17 protein-coding genes and 1 tRNA gene are annotated in these 19,214 nt (G+C 34.2%); 12 read left to right on the top strand and 6 right to left on the bottom strand.

Annotated features, from left to right (window positions below):
* Positions 1–21: 21 nt before the first annotated feature.
* The 7 genes from LUU93_RS06555 (at position 22) to LUU93_RS06525 (ending at position 9,029) form a co-directional block, all read left to right on the top strand.
* Entirely contained in the window at positions 22–2,007 is a 1,986-nt protein-coding gene (locus LUU93_RS06555; RefSeq protein ID WP_232679534.1) for an alpha-L-arabinofuranosidase family protein, read from the top strand.
* A gap of 167 nt (positions 2,008–2,174) precedes the next feature.
* Positions 2,175–3,866 (top strand): ribulokinase, encoded by a 1,692-nt coding sequence (locus LUU93_RS06550; protein WP_232679532.1) that lies wholly within the window; start codon positions 2,175–2,177, stop codon positions 3,864–3,866.
* The gene (locus LUU93_RS06545; protein WP_232679530.1) at positions 3,850–4,551 is read left to right on the top strand and encodes an L-ribulose-5-phosphate 4-epimerase; all 702 of its coding nucleotides are present in this window, start codon (positions 3,850–3,852) and stop codon (positions 4,549–4,551) included. The genes LUU93_RS06550 and LUU93_RS06545 overlap by 17 nt, the downstream gene beginning before the upstream one ends.
* An 85-nt stretch (positions 4,552–4,636) precedes the next feature.
* The gene (araA, locus tag LUU93_RS06540; RefSeq protein ID WP_232679528.1) at positions 4,637–6,145 is read left to right on the top strand and encodes an L-arabinose isomerase; all 1,509 of its coding nucleotides are present in this window, start codon (positions 4,637–4,639) and stop codon (positions 6,143–6,145) included.
* Positions 6,146–6,254: 109 nt separating this feature from the next.
* A complete protein-coding gene (locus LUU93_RS06535; RefSeq protein WP_232679525.1) occupies positions 6,255–7,433 on the top strand; it encodes an aldose epimerase family protein in 1,179 nt (392 codons plus the stop codon).
* Between the two features lie 168 nt (positions 7,434–7,601).
* The gene (locus tag LUU93_RS06530; protein WP_232679523.1) at positions 7,602–8,480 is read left to right on the top strand and encodes an alpha/beta fold hydrolase; all 879 of its coding nucleotides are present in this window, start codon (positions 7,602–7,604) and stop codon (positions 8,478–8,480) included.
* Positions 8,481–8,567: 87 nt separating this feature from the next.
* Positions 8,568–9,029 carry an OsmC family protein gene (locus LUU93_RS06525; RefSeq protein WP_232679521.1) on the top strand — a complete coding sequence of 154 codons (462 nt, stop codon included), beginning with the start codon at positions 8,568–8,570 and terminating at the stop codon, positions 9,027–9,029.
* A gap of 125 nt (positions 9,030–9,154) precedes the next feature.
* On the opposite strand, the gene LUU93_RS06520 is transcribed toward LUU93_RS06525, so the two are convergent.
* Positions 9,155–9,234 (bottom strand) — tRNA-Leu (locus tag LUU93_RS06520).
* Positions 9,235–9,519: 285 nt separating this feature from the next.
* Between LUU93_RS06520 and LUU93_RS06515 the strand changes: the two genes are divergently transcribed.
* The 4 genes from LUU93_RS06515 (at position 9,520) to LUU93_RS06500 (ending at position 13,384) form a co-directional block, all read left to right on the top strand.
* Complete coding sequence (locus tag LUU93_RS06515) at positions 9,520–10,461, top strand: ribose-phosphate pyrophosphokinase (protein ID WP_053472911.1); 942 nt, start codon at positions 9,520–9,522, stop codon at positions 10,459–10,461.
* A 122-nt stretch (positions 10,462–10,583) separates the two neighbouring features.
* Positions 10,584–11,195, top strand: a complete 612-nt coding sequence (locus LUU93_RS06510) for a 50S ribosomal protein L25/general stress protein Ctc (RefSeq protein WP_053472910.1) — start codon at positions 10,584–10,586, stop codon at positions 11,193–11,195.
* A gap of 814 nt (positions 11,196–12,009) precedes the next feature.
* A complete protein-coding gene (gene pth / locus LUU93_RS06505) occupies positions 12,010–12,636 on the top strand; it encodes an aminoacyl-tRNA hydrolase (RefSeq protein ID WP_232679518.1) in 627 nt (208 codons plus the stop codon).
* Between the two features lie 139 nt (positions 12,637–12,775).
* A complete protein-coding gene (locus LUU93_RS06500; protein ID WP_232679516.1) occupies positions 12,776–13,384 on the top strand; it encodes a superoxide dismutase in 609 nt (202 codons plus the stop codon).
* Between the two features lie 482 nt (positions 13,385–13,866).
* Here LUU93_RS06500 and LUU93_RS06495 read toward each other — a convergent pair whose 3' ends face one another.
* From LUU93_RS06495 to LUU93_RS06475, 5 genes are all read right to left on the bottom strand, one after another.
* Positions 13,867–15,765, bottom strand: a complete 1,899-nt coding sequence (locus tag LUU93_RS06495) for an amidophosphoribosyltransferase (RefSeq protein ID WP_232679514.1) — start codon at positions 15,763–15,765, stop codon at positions 13,867–13,869.
* Positions 15,766–15,846: 81 nt separating this feature from the next.
* A complete protein-coding gene (locus LUU93_RS06490; protein ID WP_053472906.1) occupies positions 15,847–16,770 on the bottom strand; it encodes a PfkB family carbohydrate kinase in 924 nt (307 codons plus the stop codon).
* Between the two features lie 421 nt (positions 16,771–17,191).
* Positions 17,192–17,350, bottom strand: a complete 159-nt coding sequence (locus LUU93_RS06485) for a hypothetical protein (RefSeq protein ID WP_232679512.1) — start codon at positions 17,348–17,350, stop codon at positions 17,192–17,194.
* A gap of 73 nt (positions 17,351–17,423) precedes the next feature.
* Positions 17,424–17,828, bottom strand: coding sequence for a hypothetical protein (locus LUU93_RS06480; RefSeq protein WP_232679510.1), 405 nt, complete (start codon positions 17,826–17,828; stop codon positions 17,424–17,426).
* Positions 17,812–18,399 (bottom strand): RNA polymerase sigma factor, encoded by a 588-nt coding sequence (locus tag LUU93_RS06475; RefSeq protein WP_232679508.1) that lies wholly within the window; start codon positions 18,397–18,399, stop codon positions 17,812–17,814. Before LUU93_RS06475 ends, LUU93_RS06480 begins: the two co-directional genes overlap by 17 nt.
* Before the next feature lie 320 nt (positions 18,400–18,719).
* On the opposite strand from LUU93_RS06475, the gene LUU93_RS06470 reads away from it, so the two are divergent.
* Positions 18,720–19,067 (top strand): DUF6249 domain-containing protein, encoded by a 348-nt coding sequence (locus tag LUU93_RS06470; protein WP_053473030.1) that lies wholly within the window; start codon positions 18,720–18,722, stop codon positions 19,065–19,067.
* Positions 19,068–19,214 lie beyond the last annotated feature (147 nt).

The following is a 19,214-nucleotide window of genomic DNA, read 5'->3' as shown; positions in this document are numbered from 1 at the left end:
AAACACATTAAATACAAAAAAATGAAGTCCAAATTAATTACCAAAATGACCCTTTGCGGAGTATTGCTGAGCAGTTTTTTCGTATCGGCACAAAAAAACAATCTTCAGGTTGATGCATCCAAAACCATCACCAAAATTCAACCGACGATGTACGGAGTGTTTTTTGAAGACATCAATTTTGCTGCCGATGGAGGTTTATACGCCGAAATGATTAAAAACAGATCGTTCGAATTTCTGTTTCCGATGATGGGGTGGAACGAGCCAAACAGCGACCGCCATAAGCTAAACCAACAATCTGGAATTGCAGCTGTAATTCAATATTCTAAAAAAGGAACCAATCACAATTATTGCAGAGTTACGGTTAATGATGCAAGTGGTTATCAATTGGTAAATGAAGGTTTCAGAGGAATGGGAATTAAAAAAGACCTGAAATACAATCTGTCTTTAAAAGCATCAAAAGTATCTGGAAACATTTCGAAAATTAAATTTCAGTTTATAGACAAAGACAACAAAGTTTTGGGAGAAACTTCGGTTGTTCCAACATCAGCAGACTGGTCAAATTATACCGCACAATTAATATCAAATGCAACAGAAGCAAAAGCCAAACTGAAAATCACTTTTGAAGGAAACGGAGTAATCGATCTGGATAATATTTCATTGTTTCCCGAAGATACCTGGGCGGGCAGAAAAAATGGACTTCGTAAAGATTTAGTACAATTATTATACGATTTAAAACCGGGATTTTTGCGTTTTCCAGGCGGTTGTATAGTTGAAGGAAGAACATTGGCAGAACGTTATCAATGGAAAAAATCAGTAGGAAAAGTAGAAGAAAGAGAAACGGCAGTAAACCGTTGGAATATGGAATTTGCGCACAGACCTGCACCGGATTATTTCCAGAGTTTTGGTTTAGGATTCTTTGAATATTTCCAGCTTTCAGAAGATATTGGTGCTTCTCCGCTTCCAATTTTAAGCTGCGGAATGGCTTGTCAGTTTAACACAGGACAATTAGTTCCAATGGATCAGCTAGATCCGTATGTGCAGGACGCTTTAGATTTAATTGAATTTGCAAATGGTGATGCGACGACAGCTTGGGGAAAAGTTAGGGCAGATATGGGGCATCCAAAACCATTCAACTTAAAATTCATTGGAGTTGGAAATGAACAATGGGGACCAGATTATATCGAGCGTTTCAAAGTTTTTCAAAAAGCTATTAAAGCGAAATATCCAAACATTACAATTGTTTCAGGAACAGGGCCATTTCCTGACGGAGATTTTTATGATTATGGTATGAAAGAATTGAAGCAGTTAAATGCAGAAATTGTTGACGAACATTATTATAAAGACCCGGCCTGGTTTCGTAAAAATGTAACACGTTACGATAGTTATGACCGAAAAGGTCCAAAGATTTTTGCCGGAGAATACGCAGCGCAAAGTGTAGCAATTGCAAGTCCGGATAATAAAAACAACTGGGAATGTGCTTTCTCTGAAGCTGCTTTTATGACCGGAATGGAACGTAATGCTGAGGTTGTTCAATTGACATCGTATGCGCCTTTATTAGCTCACGTAGAAGGATGGCAGTGGACGCCGGACATGATTTGGTTTAACAATTTACAATCGTACGGAACCCCAAATTATTATGTTCAAAAATTATTCTCAAATAACAAAGGAACAGATTTAATCAACATTACAAAAGACGGAAAGGCGGTTATTGGGCAAAATGATTTGTTTGCTTCTGCGGTAAAAGATGTAAATTCTAAAGAAGTAATTCTGAAAATCGTAAACACATCGGCAGCATCTCAAAATGTTTCAATTGATGTAAAAGGAGCAAAATTAGACTCAAAAGGAACAGCAGTAATTTTAAAGGGAGAAGGAATAAATGATGAGAATTCATTTGAAAATCCGACTAAAATCAGCCCAAAAGAAAGTGAATTTAAGGTGTCTGGGAATAAAGTTCAATATGATTTTCCGGCCTATTCAGTTACAGTTTTGAAAATTAAGATGAAATAATCTCAATACAATAAATGTAATGTTAACATTTATTTTTTGTTTTGATCTTAAACTATTGTTTTGATGCATTATTTGTAAAAATTCAAGAGCTATATTTTATTAAGTGTTTTTTGTACACTTATAAGTTATTTATAATTATATTTGTCATTATTTAAAATTAATTTCGAATGAAAAATTACGTAATAGGATTAGACTACGGAACAGATTCTGTTCGTGCGGTGCTTATCGATACTGAGAATGGACAGGAATTAGCATCTAATGTTTCTCATTACAAAAGATGGAAAAACAAACAATATTGTGACGCATCTATAAATCAATTTCGTCAGCATCCTTTGGATCATATCGAAGGTTTAGAAATCACAATTCAAACCGTTATAAAAGAAAGTAAAGTTGATCCAAAATTGGTACGAGGAATTTGTATCGATACAACTGGATCTTCTCCTGTTCCCGTTACAAAAGATGGAACGCCATTAGCATTGACAAAAGGATTTGAAGAAAACCCAAATGCGATGATGGTTTTATGGAAAGATCATACTTCTATAAATGAAGCAAACGAAATCAATGAACTTGCTATAAGCTGGGGCGGAGAAGACGTTACAAAATACGTTGGAGGAATTTATTCATCAGAATGGTTTTGGGCAAAAATCCTTCACATTGCAAGACAAGACGAAGCGGTTAGAAATGCAGCCCACACTTGGATGGAGCACTGCGATTTAATGACGTATTTATTAATTGAAGATAAGGATTTAAAAACCTTCAAAAGAAGTCGTTGCGCTGCAGGTCATAAAGCAATGTGGCACACAGACTGGAACGGATTGCCACCAGTCGAATTCTTAGAAAAATTACATCCGTATTTAGCACAGCTTCGCGGAAACTTATATGATGAAACGTATACATCAGATTTAGTTGCTGGAAATTTAAGCAAAGAATGGGCAGATCGTTTAGGACTTTCGACAGAAACAGTTGTAGCCGTTGGAACTTTCGATGCGCATTCTGGAGCAGTTGGTGCTAAAATTGAAGAGAATACTTTAGTTCGTGTTATGGGAACTTCAACTTGTGATATTCTAGTTGGTTCTTATGATGAGGTGGGAACAAAAACTGTTCGCGGAATCTGCGGACAAGTTGATGGTTCGGTTATTCCAGGCTTTATCGGATTAGAAGCAGGACAATCTGCTTTTGGTGATTTATTGGCTTGGTACAAAGAACTATTAATGTGGCCGACAGAACATTTATTAGGAACATCTTCTGTTTTAAATGATGCTCAAAAAGAACAACTAAGAGAAGAATTTAGCGATAAATTAATTGTTGAATTAACGAAAGAAGCAGAGAAAATTCCAGTTTCAGAAAGTCTTCCAATCGCTTTGGACTGGATCAACGGAAGAAGAACGCCAGATGCCAATCAGGAAGTAAAAAGTGCAATTTCAAACCTTTCTTTAGGAACAAAAGCGCCGCATATTTTTAAAGCTTTAGTAAACGCAATCTGTTTTGGAGCGAAGAAAATTGTAGATCGTTTTGAAGAAGAAGGAGTAAAAATCGACAGCGTTATAGGAATTGGAGGTGTTGCCCGTAAATCTCCTTTCATTATGCAGACTTTGGCTAACGTTTTAAACAAACCAATTAAAATTGCAGCTTCAGACCAAACTCCGGCTTTGGGAGCAGCAATTTATGCAGCAGTTGCCGCCGGAATTTATCCGAACGTGATCGAAGCAAGTCAAAAAATAGGAAGTGATTTCGACGGAGAATATTTCCCTCAATTAGATAAAGTAGCGGCGTATAATAAATTGCTGATTGCTTACGAACAATTAAGTGCTTTTGCAGATCCAAACCTTAAAATATCGCAACATGAGCTCTCTTTATAAAGATTTAAAACAAGAATGTTATGAAGCCAATATGCAGTTAAATGCATTGAATTTGGTAGTGTACACTTTTGGAAATGTAAGTGCCGTGGACAGAAAAAATGGTGTTTTTGCCATTAAACCAAGCGGTGTTCCGTATGAAGATTTAAAGCCGGAAGATATTGTAATTGTCGATTTTGACAACAATATTATTGAAGGAACCATGCGTCCATCATCAGATACCAAAACGCATGCTTATTTATACAAAAACTGGCCAAATATTGGCGGCGTTGCACATACACATGCAACCTACTCTGTTGCTTGGGCACAGGCTCAGCAAGATATTCCAATTTTCGGAACTACGCATGCAGATCATTTAACAGCCGATATTCCGTGTGCGCCACCGATGGCGGATTCTCTTATTGAAGGGAACTATGAGCACAATACAGGAATTCAGATTTTGGACTGTTTCAAAGAAAAAAATCTTTCTTATGAAGAAGTCGAAATGATTTTGATAGGAAATCACGGCCCATTTGCGTGGGGAAAAAATGCGGCAAAAGCAGTTTATAACAGTAAAGTTCTGGAAGTTGTGGCAGAAATGGCATATCTGACTTTGCAAATAAATCCAAAAGCACCAAGATTAAAAGACTCATTAATTAAAAAACATTACAACCGCAAACACGGAAAAGATTCGTATTACGGACAGTAGCGATTTTAGATTGCAGATTATTGATTTAAGATTTAAGATCAAGTAGAAAAACGATTAAAAAGTTCAACAAAATAACGATTAAACAATGATAGATATATCTCAAAAAGAAGTATGGTTTGTAGTAGGAAGCCAGGAATTATACGGTGAAGAAACACTAAGAAAAGTAGCAGAACATTCGCAGATAATTGCAAAAGGATTAGATGCTTCATCTAGTATTCCAGTAAAAGTGGTTTATAAAGATGTAGTAAAATCTCCATCACAGATTTTAGATGTTTGTTTAGCAGCGAATTCGGCTAAAAACTGTATCGGAATTATTGCGTGGATGCATACTTTTTCGCCGGCAAAAATGTGGATTGGCGGATTAAATATCCTTAAAAAACCATTATGCCATTTGCATACACAATATAATGCTGAAATTCCGTGGGGATCTATCGACATGGATTTCATGAACTTAAACCAATCTGCTCACGGAGATCGTGAATTTGGTTTCATTATGTCAAGATTACGTAAAAAACGTAAAGTAGTAGTTGGTCATTGGGAAGATGAAAGAGTTCAGAAAAAATTAGGAATCTGGTCAAGAGTTGTTTTAGGATGGGATGAACTTCAAAATCTAAAAGTTGCTCGTATTGGAGACAATATGCGTGAAGTTGCCGTTACAGAAGGTGATAAAGTAGAGGCTCAAATTCGTTTTGGTGTTTCTGTAAACGGATACGATTCTTCAGATGTTACGAAACATATTGAAAAAGTAACAGACAAAGAGCTAAACGATTTATTAGCTGTTTACGAACAATCATACACTTTAACTGATTCTTTAAAAGAAGGCGGAGCACAAAGAAGTTCTTTGGTTGAAGCAGCAAAAATTGAATTAGGATTAAGGGCTTTCCTTGAAGAAGGAGGTTTCGGAGCTTTTACAGATACATTTGAAAACCTTGGAGTTTGGAAACAATTACCAGGAATCGCGACACAAAGATTAATGGCTGATGGTTATGGCTTTGGAGGAGAAGGAGACTGGAAAACCGCTGCAATGGTAAGAGCTTTAAAAGTTATGAATATCGGACTTGAAGGAGGAACATCTTTCATGGAAGATTACACATACCATTTTACGCCTCAAAAATCATATGTTTTAGGATCGCACATGTTAGAAATCTGTCCTTCTATTGCTGATGGAAAACCTTCTTGCGAAGTACATCCTTTAGGAATTGGAGGTAAAGAAGATCCTGCTCGTTTGGTATTTAATTCACCTGCTGGAGATGCAATCAATGTTTCTTTAGTAGATATGGGAACTCGTTTCCGTTTAATTGTAAACGAAGTTGAAGCCGTTAAACCAATGGCCGAATTGCCAAAATTACCAGTTGCGAGAGTTTTATGGGATTGTAAACCAAACCTTGATATCGCTGCAACAGCTTGGATTTTAGCCGGAGGAGCACATCATACCGTTTACAGCCAGTCATTAACAACAGAATATATGGAAGATTTCGCAGATATTGCCGGAATCGAATTATTGGTTATCGACGAAAAAACAACGGTAAGAGAGTTTAAAGATAAGATCAATGCTAATGAAGCTTACTTTCATTTGTTTCAGCATGGACTATAAATTAGTCAAAAGTCTAATGTCATAAAGTCCTAAAGATTTAGTTACTTTGAAGCAATTGACTTTAAGACTTTCGACTTTAAGACTTTACTAACTTAAAAAATTATCATTTATGAATGTATTAAAACGTTGTATTTTTGGAATTGGCTTGTTAAGTCTGGCTATAATTTCAGTTCAATGCAAAAGCGATAAAAAAATGGATTCAACAGTTTCAGATGAAAAAACAGCAGTAACGATTGAAAAATCTTCTTACGGAACAACTGCAAAAGGAGAAAAAATAGACAGTTATAAGCTGAAAAACCAAAACGGAATGGAAGTAGATATCATCACTTTTGGTGGTATCATCACTGATTTAAAAGTCCCAAATAAAGAAGGGGTTTCTGAAAACGTAGTGACCGGATTTAATTCTTTGGCACAGTATGAGAAGCCAAATCCATTTTTTGGGGCTCTTATCGGAAGATATGGAAACCGAATTGCTAAAGGGAAATTTTCTTTGGATGGGAAAGATTATCAGTTAGCAATAAATAATGAGACAAATGCTTTGCATGGAGGACCAAATGGTTTCTTTAAAGTAGTTTGGAAAGCTGATGAGGTAAAATCTGGTGAAACAGCTTCTTTAAAATTATCTTATCTAAGTAAAGATATGGAAGAAGGATACCCGGGAAACCTAAAAGTTTTTGTAACGTATACATTGACAAATAATAATGAATTAGAAGTTTTGTATGAAGCTGAAACTGATAAAAAGACGGTTATTAATTTAACGCAGCATACTTATTTCAATTTATCGGGAGATTTTTCTAAAACAATCTTAGATCACGAATTGACTTTAAACGCAGATAAAATTGTTCCGGTTGATGCGACTTTAATCCCAACAGGAAAATTAGAAGATGTTGCCAATACACCTTTTGATTTTAGAACGCCAAAATTAATTGGAAAAGATATCGAAGTTAAAAACGAACAATTAATAAGAGGGAAAGGTTACGATCACTGCTGGGTATTGAACAATCCTGAAAAAGGAAAAACAATCATCGCAAAAGTATACCACGCACCAAGCGGAAGAGTTTTAGAAATGACGACAGACGAACCTGGAATTCAGTTTTATTCTGGAAATTTCCTTGACGGAACTCTGCCAACTCGCGACGGAAAAACATACGCACACAGAACCGGACTTTGTTTAGAAACAGAACATTATCCAGATTCTCCAAACCAGAAAAATTTCCCAACAACGGTTTTAAACCCGGGAGAAAAGTACAAAACTAAAACTACCTTTAAATTCTCAGTAAAGAAATAGTTTTAGAATTTGTTTATTAGTTTAATTCTCTAAGAAACCTCGAAAGTTATGCTTTCGAGGTTTTTTTATTTGTAAATATTAATGCATATTACGACTTATAAAGATTTTGTTAATTTATTCAATTGTTTCTTACATTTGTGTAATAACGATAATAAAAATTCTTTATTTATGAAAAACCCAATTAAATTATTACTTCTGTTATTAACCTATTCCATATGTACAATAGGAAGTGCTCAGGTTCATATGAATTTTAAATTTGACACGCCTTATGGTAAAAATACCGCTGTTGGAAAATTTGCTGAAATCAATGGAGCTAAAATCTATTATGAAGAATATGGAAAAGGAGAACCTTTGTTATTGATTCACGGAAATGGAGGAAATATTGAATCAATGGGAAATCAAATCGATTATTTTAAGAGTAAATACAGAGTTATTGTTGCTGATAATAGAGGGCAGGGTAAATCGGAGTTGAAAACGGATTCTTTGACATACGTTCAGATTACAAAAGATATAGAGGGATTAGTTAATCAGTTAAAACTAGATTCGATAAGTATTATTGGATGGAGTGATGGTGGAATTGTTGGTTTACAAATGGGTATTTCAGGTAAGTCAAAAATAAAGAAAATTGTAGCGATGGGGGCAAATTTAAGACCTGATTCTACAGCTGTTAATTCGTGGGCTACAAAAGATGTTGAGAACATGAAAAAAAGGATTGTGTCGAAAATTAAAGAGAAAGACACTAGTGAGAATTGGAATCTACAAAAACAACTTGCTGGACTTTTGGTAGATCAACCTAATATTGTAACTAAAGATTTATCAAAAATTAAAGCAAAAGTGCTTATAATAGCAGGAGATAAAGACATTATTAAAAATGAACATTCGGTAGAAATTTTTGAAAACATACCTAAGGCACAGTTATGTATTATGCCTGGAGAAACCCATTTTGCGCCGGCTTCAAATCCTGAAGTATTTAATGCATTAGTAAATAAGTTTTTATCAGAACCGTTTAAAAGACCAGATTCGGATTGGACTAAATGGGGTAAATAAAAGCAGACTCAAAGTTTTATTTTCTTGGCAGCTTCGTGTCTTTGCGAGATTAATTCCTTACAACTTATAAAATGTTAATTTAGCGAAATGAAACATCTATTCAAAGCGGCATTAAATTGGACTTCAAATAAAAATCAAGAAGAAACAACGTCAAAACTTTATAATAAAAACCATCAAATTAAAATTGAAGGAAAATCAGTTTTAGATGTTTCGGCAGCAAAAGCTTTTAAAGGTGATCCGTCATTATACAATCCCGAAGATTTATTGTTAAGTAGTTTGGTTTCCTGCCACATGATGTCATACTTATATGTATGCTCTCAAAACGAAATAGAAGTTCTTGAGTATTCAGACAATGCCGAAGCCACACTCGAAGTTTCTCCAGACGGGAGCGGACGTTTTGTTGAGGTTAGATTATATCCGAAGGTGAAAATTTCAAATCCAAACCAAATTGAATTAGCTTTAGATCTACATTTTAAAGCTAATCAATTGTGCTTTATTGCAAATTCGTGCAATTTTCCTGTTTTGCATGAGGCGAGTTGTGAGGTTTAAACCATATAAGTAAATATAAATGTGAGTTATAATACGACAGCTATTAAATGAACTTATATAACTTATATGGTGGAAATAAACTTCCTAAAACTAAAAAACCTCTTCCGTTAAGAAGAGGTTTTTTGTACCCGGAGCCGGAGTCGAACCGGCACGGTTTCCCACAGGTGTTTGAGACCAGCGCGTCTACCAATTCCGCCATCCGGGCTTAGCAGACGAAAAAATAACGATAAATCAGTTATTTTAACGCAATAGAATGAGATCAAAAATGTGCCCATTCCTTTAACACGGTGCAAATGTAAAAAATAAAATTAAATGTTCTACTAAAAATACTTAAATATTTCCTTTCAGTCTCCAATAAATTTTATAAATTTGCACCTCGTTAAAACGACGCACACACAACTAACTACACCCGAGGCAAATACATCATCTGGCTAGGACAAACGAAATAGCCGAATTGATGGAGCGCAGCGGAATAAAACAACAAATTATAATGTCGCACCTAGAACCAGAAGCTAAAATTTTTGCTTGTTCACAAAGTGTTTATCTTGCAGAAAAAATTGCAGAACAATACGGAATTCCGTTAGGAAAAGTAACGATGTCAACGTATAGTGATGGAGAATTTCAGCCATCTTACGAAGAGTCAATCAGAGGATTACGTGTTTTTATTGTGTGTTCAACTTTTCCGTCGGCAGATAATTTGATGGAATTGTTATTAATGATTGATGCTGCAAAACGCGCATCAGCAAGACATATTACAGCTGTTATGCCTTATTTTGGCTGGGCAAGACAGGATAGAAAAGATAAGCCAAGAGTTCCGATTGGAGCAAAGTTAGTAGCAAACCTATTAACAGCTGCAGGAGCAACAAGAATCATGACAATGGATTTGCACGCAGATCAAATTCAGGGATTCTTTGAAAAACCCGTAGATCATTTATTTGCATCTACAATCTTTTTGCCTTACGTGCAAAGTTTAAATTTAGAAAATTTGACTATTGCATCTCCAGACATGGGAGGTTCAAAAAGAGCTTATGCTTACTCTAAGTTTTTAGAATCAGATGTAGTAATCTGTTATAAACAAAGAAAAGCAGCCAACGTTATTGACACTATGGAATTGATTGGTGAGGTAAAAGGCCGTAACGTAATTTTAGTAGACGACATGATCGATACAGGAGGAACTTTAGCAAAAGCAGCCGACTTAATGATCGAAAAAGGAGCACTAAGCGTAAGAGCAATTTGTACACATGCTATTTTATCTGGCGGTGCGTATGAGAAAATTGAAAATTCTAAATTAACAGAATTAATCGTAACAGATTCAATTCCGTTAAAGAAAGAATCAAACAAAATTAGAGTAGTGAGTTGTGCACCTCTTTTTGCAGAAGTTATGCACATGGTGCACCACAACAATTCCATTAGTGGAAAATTCATAATGTAGCAAGCAATAAGCTGTAGGCCTTAGGCTGTAAGCTTTATTACATAGTGAAGAAAAAGCTTAAAGCCTATTGCTTAAAGCTTACAACAAACAAGAATATTTATTAATAACTATATTTTTTTACAATGAAATCGATTACAATTAAAGGATCAGAAAGAGAAAGCGTGGGCAAAGTGTCAACTAAAGCCTTACGTAATGCTGGAGCGGTTCCTTGCGTGTTATACGGAGGAAATCAGGCAGTACATTTCTCAGCAGACGCTGCGGCATTCAAAAACTTGGTTTACACTCCAAACGCTCACACAGTTGTGATCGAACTTGGAAAAGGAAAATCATTCAATGCAATTTTGCAAGACATTCAGGTTCACCCTGTATCTGACAAAATTTTACACATTGACTTCTTCCAATTATTTGATGACAAAGAAATCACAATGGAAGTTCCTGTGAAAATTGTTGGTACATCTAAAGGTGTTCTTGCTGGAGGTGTTTTACGTTTAAACACTCGTAAATTAAAAGTAAAAGCTTTACCTAAAAATCTTCCTGATTTTGTTGAAGCTGATATTACTCCACTTGAAATGGGTAACAAATTATATGTTACTAAAGTTGGTGCTCCAGAATACAAAATTATGCACCCAGACAACACAGTTGTTGCTCAGGTAAGAATTTCTCGTGCTGCTATGAAAGCTGCTCAAGAAGCTGCAAAAGCTGCAAAAGCTCCTGCAAAAGGAAAGAAAAAATAATTTTTTTCAACTCAATACAAAAAGCATCAATCGAAAGATTGGTGCTTTTTTTTTGAAATGTTCTGAGATGCTGAGTTGCTAAGGTTCTAAGTTTTCTAGGATGAAACCCACATGTTGTCAGGCTGAGCGAAGTCGAAGCCCCGCACAAAGTATTGTAATTTAGATTGTCGAGCTTCTGGTGGTCCTTCGACTTCGCTCAGGATGACAATATGTTGTACATAGAAATAAAACCAGTATAAACCTGTTTCACCCGCGTCACCCGTGTGCCATCCTTAAACAATCTTAGTGGTTAAAAATAATTATCTAATTCAAGTTGCTAGTTAATAAAGTGTAGTCCCTGCGGGCAATGTCATTAAGTTAAGCTTTTAGAAAATAAAATTATTGCAAATCAAATCCGTGTTTATCAGCGTTTTTACGAAGTAAATCTGTTTTGTCCGCGTCACAATTAGACGCTGATTTTACTGATTCGCTAAAGCGAAAACGCTGATAAAAACTGATTTTTCTAATTACTTTCTTAATTAAACGGTTAAGTAATTTTATAGATTTCCTCTTAACTTAATGACATTGCCCTACGGGACAAAAATTGACATGAATAAACTGAGTTCTACCAATATGTAATCTCTCCGGGATATTTTTTTGTTACTCCGTTAGGAGTTAAATATTGGCAGCAGAATAATAAAATCTGCCAGAAAAAATATCCCGCAGGGATTAAACTTTTTTAGAGCCGATTTATTTATTGAATTATTAAACTAGCAACTTGAATTATCTAATTAACCAATTGGCACATTCTCTAATTAATCTTACTTTTGCAGGCATGATAAAATGGATAACAAAACTGTTTTCATCAACACAAAAAGAAGAGAACATAGATAATATGAAGAAATATTTAATCGTTGGTTTAGGAAATATCGGAGCCGAATATGTAAACACAAGACATAATATCGGATTTAAAGTATTAGACTTTTTAGCCAGAAAAGAAAGCCTTTCATTTGAAACTGTAAAATTAGGATCCTTAGCCGAATATAAGTTTAAAGGGAGAACATTCTTTCTGCTTAAACCAAACACTTATATGAACCTTAGCGGAAAAGCAGTAAAATACTGGATGGATAAAGAAAATATCCCGCTGGAAAATATTCTTGTAATTACAGATGATTTAAATCTGTCTTTCGGAACTATTAGAATCAAACCAAAAGGCAGCGATGGCGGACATAATGGACTGAAAAATATTAATCTGGTTTTGAATACACAAAACTATACCCGTTTTAGATTTGGAATCAGCGATCAATTTAAAAAAGGCCAGCAGATAGATTATGTTTTAGGAGAATGGAATGACGACGAAAATTCGAAATTACCGGAACGTTTAGAGACCTCAATAGAAATTATAAAATCTTTTGGAACGGCCGGATTAGAAAATACCATGACAACCTTTAATGGAAAATAAAGATTTACAAGGTTTTAACTTTCAGAAAATCAATTTATCAATTAATTAAATTGAATTATAACGAAATAGTATTTTCAATTCCAAAGTTAAATGTCTAAATTTGGGATAAATTATTATAAACCATAAAAATCCTTATATCATGGCTTTTGAATTACCACAATTACCATATGCATATGATGCATTAGAACCACATATTGATGCGCGTACAATGGAAATCCACCATACAAAGCACCACAATGCATACACAACAAATCTTAACGCTGCTATCGCAGGAACAGATTTAGAGGGAAAAACAATCGAAAATATCTTAATCAACTTAGATAAATCTAACGCTGCAGTTCGTAACAATGGCGGAGGTTTTTACAACCACAATTTATTCTGGACAGTAATGGCTCCAAACGGTGGCGGATTACCAACTGGAGATTTATTAGCAGCTATTGAATCTTCTTTTGGAACTTTCGAAGAGTTTAAAGCAAAATTTGCTAAAGCCGGAGCAACTCAATTTGGTTCAGGATGGGCTTGGTTGTGCGTACACAAAGGTGGAAAACTAGATGTTTGCGGAACTCCAAATCAAGACAACCCATTAATGCCGGAAGTTGGCTGTGGTGGAACTCCAATTTTAGGAATGGACGTTTGGGAACATGCTTACTACTTAAACTATCAAAACAGAAGACCAGATTATATTGAGGCTTTCTTTAATGTAATTAACTGGACAGAAGTTGCCAGAAGATATGCTTTAGACAAATAGTCGAAAATAGAGTAAAGAATAAAGAGAAAAGACGAGTGCCGAAAGGTACTCGTCTTTTTGTATATCTATAAGTCTCGTCTTTATTCTATAATCTTTATTCTATAATCTTCTCTAAAAAAAGAAAATAAAAAAGGCGGAATTTCTTCCACCTTTTTTGCCCCAAATCTACCATAAACTTAACCTACTAATGTTATGGTTTTATAAATGTATGACACTTATTTTTATTAAGAAAATTTTTCGGATGAAAGGTAAATATATCCGATGAAATGAATATAATGACTTAAAAGCGAAATAGTTGAGTTTATTCCAATAAAAAAGGTGGAATTCCTTCCACCCTTTTTGCCCCAAATCTACCATAAACTTAACCTACTAATGTTATGGTATTTCAAAAGTATTGTAGCTTTTCATTTTTACCAAACAAACAGGATGAACGGCAAAAAAAACCGATGAAATGCACAAATTAACCTTTTATTAATACTTTTTTAATAAGCTCTTGCGTCTTTTCCCTCGTAGAAATTCATAAATGCACGGTTTACAACACGGTTTCCTCCTGGGGTAGGATAATCACCTGTAAAGTACCAGTCGCCTAGGTTTTTAGGACAGGCAATATGTAAATCTTCTACTTTTTGGAAAATAATTTTTACTTCGGCATTAATTTCCGGAGAACTTAACATCTCGGCAATTTTATCTGAAATTTCTTCTGGTGTAAATTGATCGTAAATTGCTGTTACGTAATTCACAACATCTTTGTCTGCAAAATTTTCCTGTGCTTTACATTTCGCATAAACTTCGTCAACAATATGATATAAGTTTCTTTCTTTCAATAACGTCAAAGCTGCTCTAAAAGCAACAAGTCCTTCAAGTTTTGCCATATCAATTCCATAACAGTCAGGATAACGAATTTGCGGCGCCGATGAAACAATAACAATACGTTTAGGTTTCAAACGATCCATCATTTTAATGATACTCATTTTTAATGTAGTACCACGAACGATACTATCATCAATAATAACAAGATTGTCTTCTGGTTTAATTACACCATATGTAACATCATAAACGTGAGCTACTAAATCATCACGACTGCTGTCCTCAGTAATAAAGGTTCTAAGTTTAGCATCTTTAATAGCCACTTTTTCTGTACGTATTTTTACAGCTAGAAGTTCCTGAAGTGTTTCTGCAGTGAGTGTATTTCTGTTTTCCAGAATATAATTGTTTTTTCTCTGATTTAAGAAATCCTGAGCAGCTTCGACTAAACCATAAAATGAAGTTTCGGCTGTATTAGGAATGTATGAGAAAACAGTATTATCTGTATCACTGTCAATTGCATTAAGAACGGCTGGTAAAATTAATTTCCCTAAATTTTTACGTTCCTGATAAATTTCTGCGTCACTTCCTCTTGAGAAATAAATTCTTTCAAATGAACATGCTTTTTTAACAGTCGGCTCTAAGATTTGATTCATAGAAACTTTTCCGTTTTTCTTTATGATTAAAGCATTTCCCGGATCGATTTCCTGTACACTTTCAAAAGGAACATTAAATACTGTTTGAATAACAGGTCTTTCAGAAGCTACTACAACAACTTCATCATCCTGGTAAAAGTAGGCTGGACGAATTCCTGCCGGATCTCTAAAAACGAATGCATCACCGTGACCTAATAAACCGGCCATTGCATAACCTCCGTCTAAGTTTTTAGCAGAACGGGCTAATATTTTTGCAATATCCAAACGTTCAGCAATTACTGGCGAAGCTTCTCTTTTTGAATACCCTTCAGCTTTACAGTCTTGGTACAATTGCATAACTTCTTTATCTAAGAAGTGACCAATTTTTTCCATTACAGTAACCGTATCAGCCATTTCTTTTGGGTGCTGTCCTAATTCAACTAAGTTTTCGAAAAGTTCCTTAACATTAGTCATGTTAAAGTTTCCGGCCAAAATTAAGTTACGGTGCATCCAGTTACTTTGACGTAAAAATGGATGTACGCTTTCGATGCTGTTTTTTCCGAAAGTTCCGTAACGAACGTGTCCTAAAAACAATTCGCCAACATACGGAATTTCCGATTTTATCTTATTGATGTCGTCACCAATTTCAGGCTGTGCTTTTAATTCTTCACTGATTCTCTCATTGATTTGTTTAAAAACATCTTGTATTGGCTGTGCATGATTTGAACGAACTCTGCTTATGTAGCGTTGTCCAGGCTCAACATCTAGTTTTATGCTGGCAAATCCGGCACCGTCCTGACCACGGTTGTGCTGCTTTTCCATCATTAAATACATTTTTTGTATTCCGTAAAAAGCAGTTCCGTATTTCTCTTTATAATATTCAAGCGGTTTAAGAAGTCTAACTAAGGCTATACCACATTCGTGTTTTAAAGCGTCGCTCATTGTTTTTTGTATTTTGTGTTGTTGTAAGTTGTGTGTATTAACGTAATAAAAAAAGCCCCGTGTTATCGAGGCTTTTGGGCATTATATTTCTATGTCAAACTGAGTTAACGACTTAAATTGCTGTAATCGAATCGCTACTTCTGCTTTGCTTAATGTTTCCATCCTTTCGGTTCCAAATTTTTCTACGCAGAACGAAGCTAAATTTGAACCGTAAATAATTGCATTTTTTAAATTGTTAAACGAGATGTTTTCGCTTTGTGCAATGAATCCTGAAAATCCACCGGCAAAAGTGTCTCCGGCTCCGGTTGGATCAAAAACATCTTCAAGCGGTAAAGCTGGTGCAAAAAATACTTCTCTATTGTGGAATAAAAGTGCACCGTGTTCTCCTTTTTTGATCACCACATATTTTGGTCCCATATCCTGGATTTTAGCCGCCGCTTTTACTAATGAATATTCACCAGAAAGTTGTCTTGCTTCTTCGTCATTGATTGTAATAACATCTACACGTTTAATAACGTCTAATAATTCGGGAAGAGCGCAGTCCATCCAAAAGTTCATTGTATCTAAAACAACTAATTTTGGTTTTTTCTCTAATTGATCTAAAACGCTGCTTTGTACTAACGGATGTAAGTTTCCTAACATCACAACATCAGCATCTTTATAATTTTGAGGAACTTTTGGCTGAAAATCAGCTAAAACGTTTAACTCAGTTACCAATGTGTCCCTTGAATTTAAATCGTTGTGGTATAAACCGCTCCAAAAAAAGGTTTTCCCTCCTTTTACAATTTCGATACCTGAGATATCAATATTTTTTGAAGTTAATAAATCTAAATGTTCTTGAGGAAAATCGTCGCCAACTACAGAAACTATGGCCGATTGCAAGTTAAAAAATGATGCCGATAAACCAATGTACGTTGCAGCACCACCTAATATTTTATCTGTTTTTCCGAAAGGAGTTTCAATCGCGTCGAAAGCAACCGTTCCAACAATCAATAATTTATTCATTTTATGAATTTCGAATTAGGGTGCAAAGATACTCTATAAGTTACAATCTTGCAACGGTTTAGGTTCTCAAAATTTTCTTAAAAAAAAGATATCGATTTCGGGTCTAATTCTATTGTAAATGAATGAATTATATTTGGTTTTCTGGAGTGCTTAAAATATGTTTTTCGGATTTAAATCGCAAGTTTTATTTTGAAAAAAATCAAGACGTTTTTTGTTTAGATTTTATCGGAGTTTTTTAAATGAAGAAACTTTTCTTTTTCCACTTAAGATACCAAGAATTGTAATGTGGTTGTTTTTTATTTTGAATATAATCAGCCAAGTTTTATATGTGGTTTCTCTGTAAATTTTGGTTTTAGTTGGTAAGTTTTCACATTGAGAATAAATCAAAGGATTCTGAAATTATTTTATTCATCGCTATTATTTATTCCATTAAATCTTTTTTAGATAAATTGCTTTCAATTTGATCACTTTCATTTTCAAAATCAATAGATACTTTTAATGCTTTTCCAACATAATTCTTTGGAATCTCAAAAGAAAGATTCACAATTTTATCTTTAGGAGTAATGGTTTTCTGTATCATTTTCATGAATTTAATGAACTTTACAAAGTTATGATAAATAAATTCATCATTGTTGATATATTTTTTTTAACAGTTATAACTGATACTTCTTATCAAAATAATTTTTTAAAAGTCCAACTTGCACTAAAATCATAAAAGGAACAATCAAAAAGGCGTACAAAATGTTTTTCGAAAAATGAATTCCTGAAAACACTGTTGAAATTTTATCAGAATATAATTTTCCAATTTCGTCGATTTTCAAATTGTTTTCTGAAACAGAAAAAAGAGAAATATAAATCACTAACGCCGCTACAGCCAATCCGATAGAAATCCAAACCGGTTTAGAAATTAAAGGTTTATATACTTTGATTTTTTTCTCTTCTAATGACTCAACTTTTGCCATTATTTTTGATGTGAAATCTATTGATGGCGACTGCAGTTTTTCTTCGGCCATCATTTTTTCAATAAGCTGTTCTATATTTTTATCGCTCTCTTTCATAACATTCTATTATTTCTGGTTCTAACTGCTGTCTCAAAATTACGGCTAATTTTTGTCGGCTTCTAAATAATTTTACTTTAGCATTGTTTGCTGATATATTCATTATTTTTCCGATTTCTTCTAAATTTTGGTCATCAAAATAAAATAAAGTTAAAAGGAAATTTTCATCACTTGGTAATAAATTTAAACATTTCTGAATAGTGTGCTTTCGTTCTTTTTCTTCTAAAACGCTTAAGGCATTGTCCATCGTTTTTATTAAATGGGATGAAAAATCATCTATCGAAATATTTAATTCCTCTTTTTTACTTTTCTTTAATCTGTCCAGACAAGTATTATAAGCAATTTTATAAATCCAGGTCGAAAATTTAGATTCACCTTTAAATTTATTCAATGAACTGTAAATCTTAATAAACGTGTCTTGTGAAACTTCTTCGGCTTCTTCTCGATTTTTAATCATTTTGAGTGCCAAAGTAAAGATCATATCTTTATAACGATCAACAAGAATGGCAAACGCATTTGTTTCGCCCTGCAGAACTTTATCGATATAATGTTGATCACTTATTGTACTCATATTTATATAGGACGACAGTTTGTTTATTTAGGTTACAACGAAATGAAATAAAACTCCAAATTTTTTAAAATCCCAAATTCCAATTTTAGAACAAATTCCAAGAAAATAAATTCCTTCCTGAAACCTCAGGACCAATCTCTACATGTATAATGATAAATTAGAATTGAACTTTGTCAAAGTTTTTGGTATTAAAATTAATTGATAATCAGTAACTTTTGGAATTTTGAATTTAAAATTTAAATTTTTTTTACAAATGTTGTAACCTCAATTTAAAAAGCCTCGTCATATGGAGTATCAATCAATTAAAAAAACATAAAATTATGGGACCAGAAATTTTAGTACCACTTAGCTTTTTTGCAATGATCTTCGGGATCGTTTATTTAGTTTATTCAACAAGAAACAGAGAGCGTTTAGCACTTATAGAAAAAGGTGTTGATGCAAGTATCTTTTTACAAGGAAAAACAAATGGGGTTTCAGCATGGAAAATTCTTGTAGTAAATCTGGCATTTTTATTAATAGGTAGTGGTGTTGGAATTTTCCTTGCTTTGGTAATTACAACTTACACGTCTCTTAACGATGGTGCGGTTTATCCTTCAATTATTTTTATAATGGCAGGAATTGGACTTTTGACTGGATTTAAAACAGCAAAAGATTTAGATAAAGAGTAAGTAAGAAATTGAGTTAGTACAAAAAAGAGGCTGTCTCAAAAGTGAGGCAGCTTTTTTTGTGGCATAAAAAAAGGAAAGCTTTCGCTTTCCTAATTCTTGCAATTTGATTAAATTGCGGTGTGTGTATAGCTTCAAAAGTAGTCTTTA

Origin of the sequence: Flavobacterium soyae, assembly GCF_021245985.1 — a bacterium.
In the GTDB taxonomy this organism is placed as follows: Bacteria; Bacteroidota; Bacteroidia; order Flavobacteriales; family Flavobacteriaceae; genus Flavobacterium; species Flavobacterium soyae.
The sequence above is the reverse complement of the archived record's forward strand: the minus strand, read 5'-3'. Positions and strand labels throughout refer to the sequence as shown.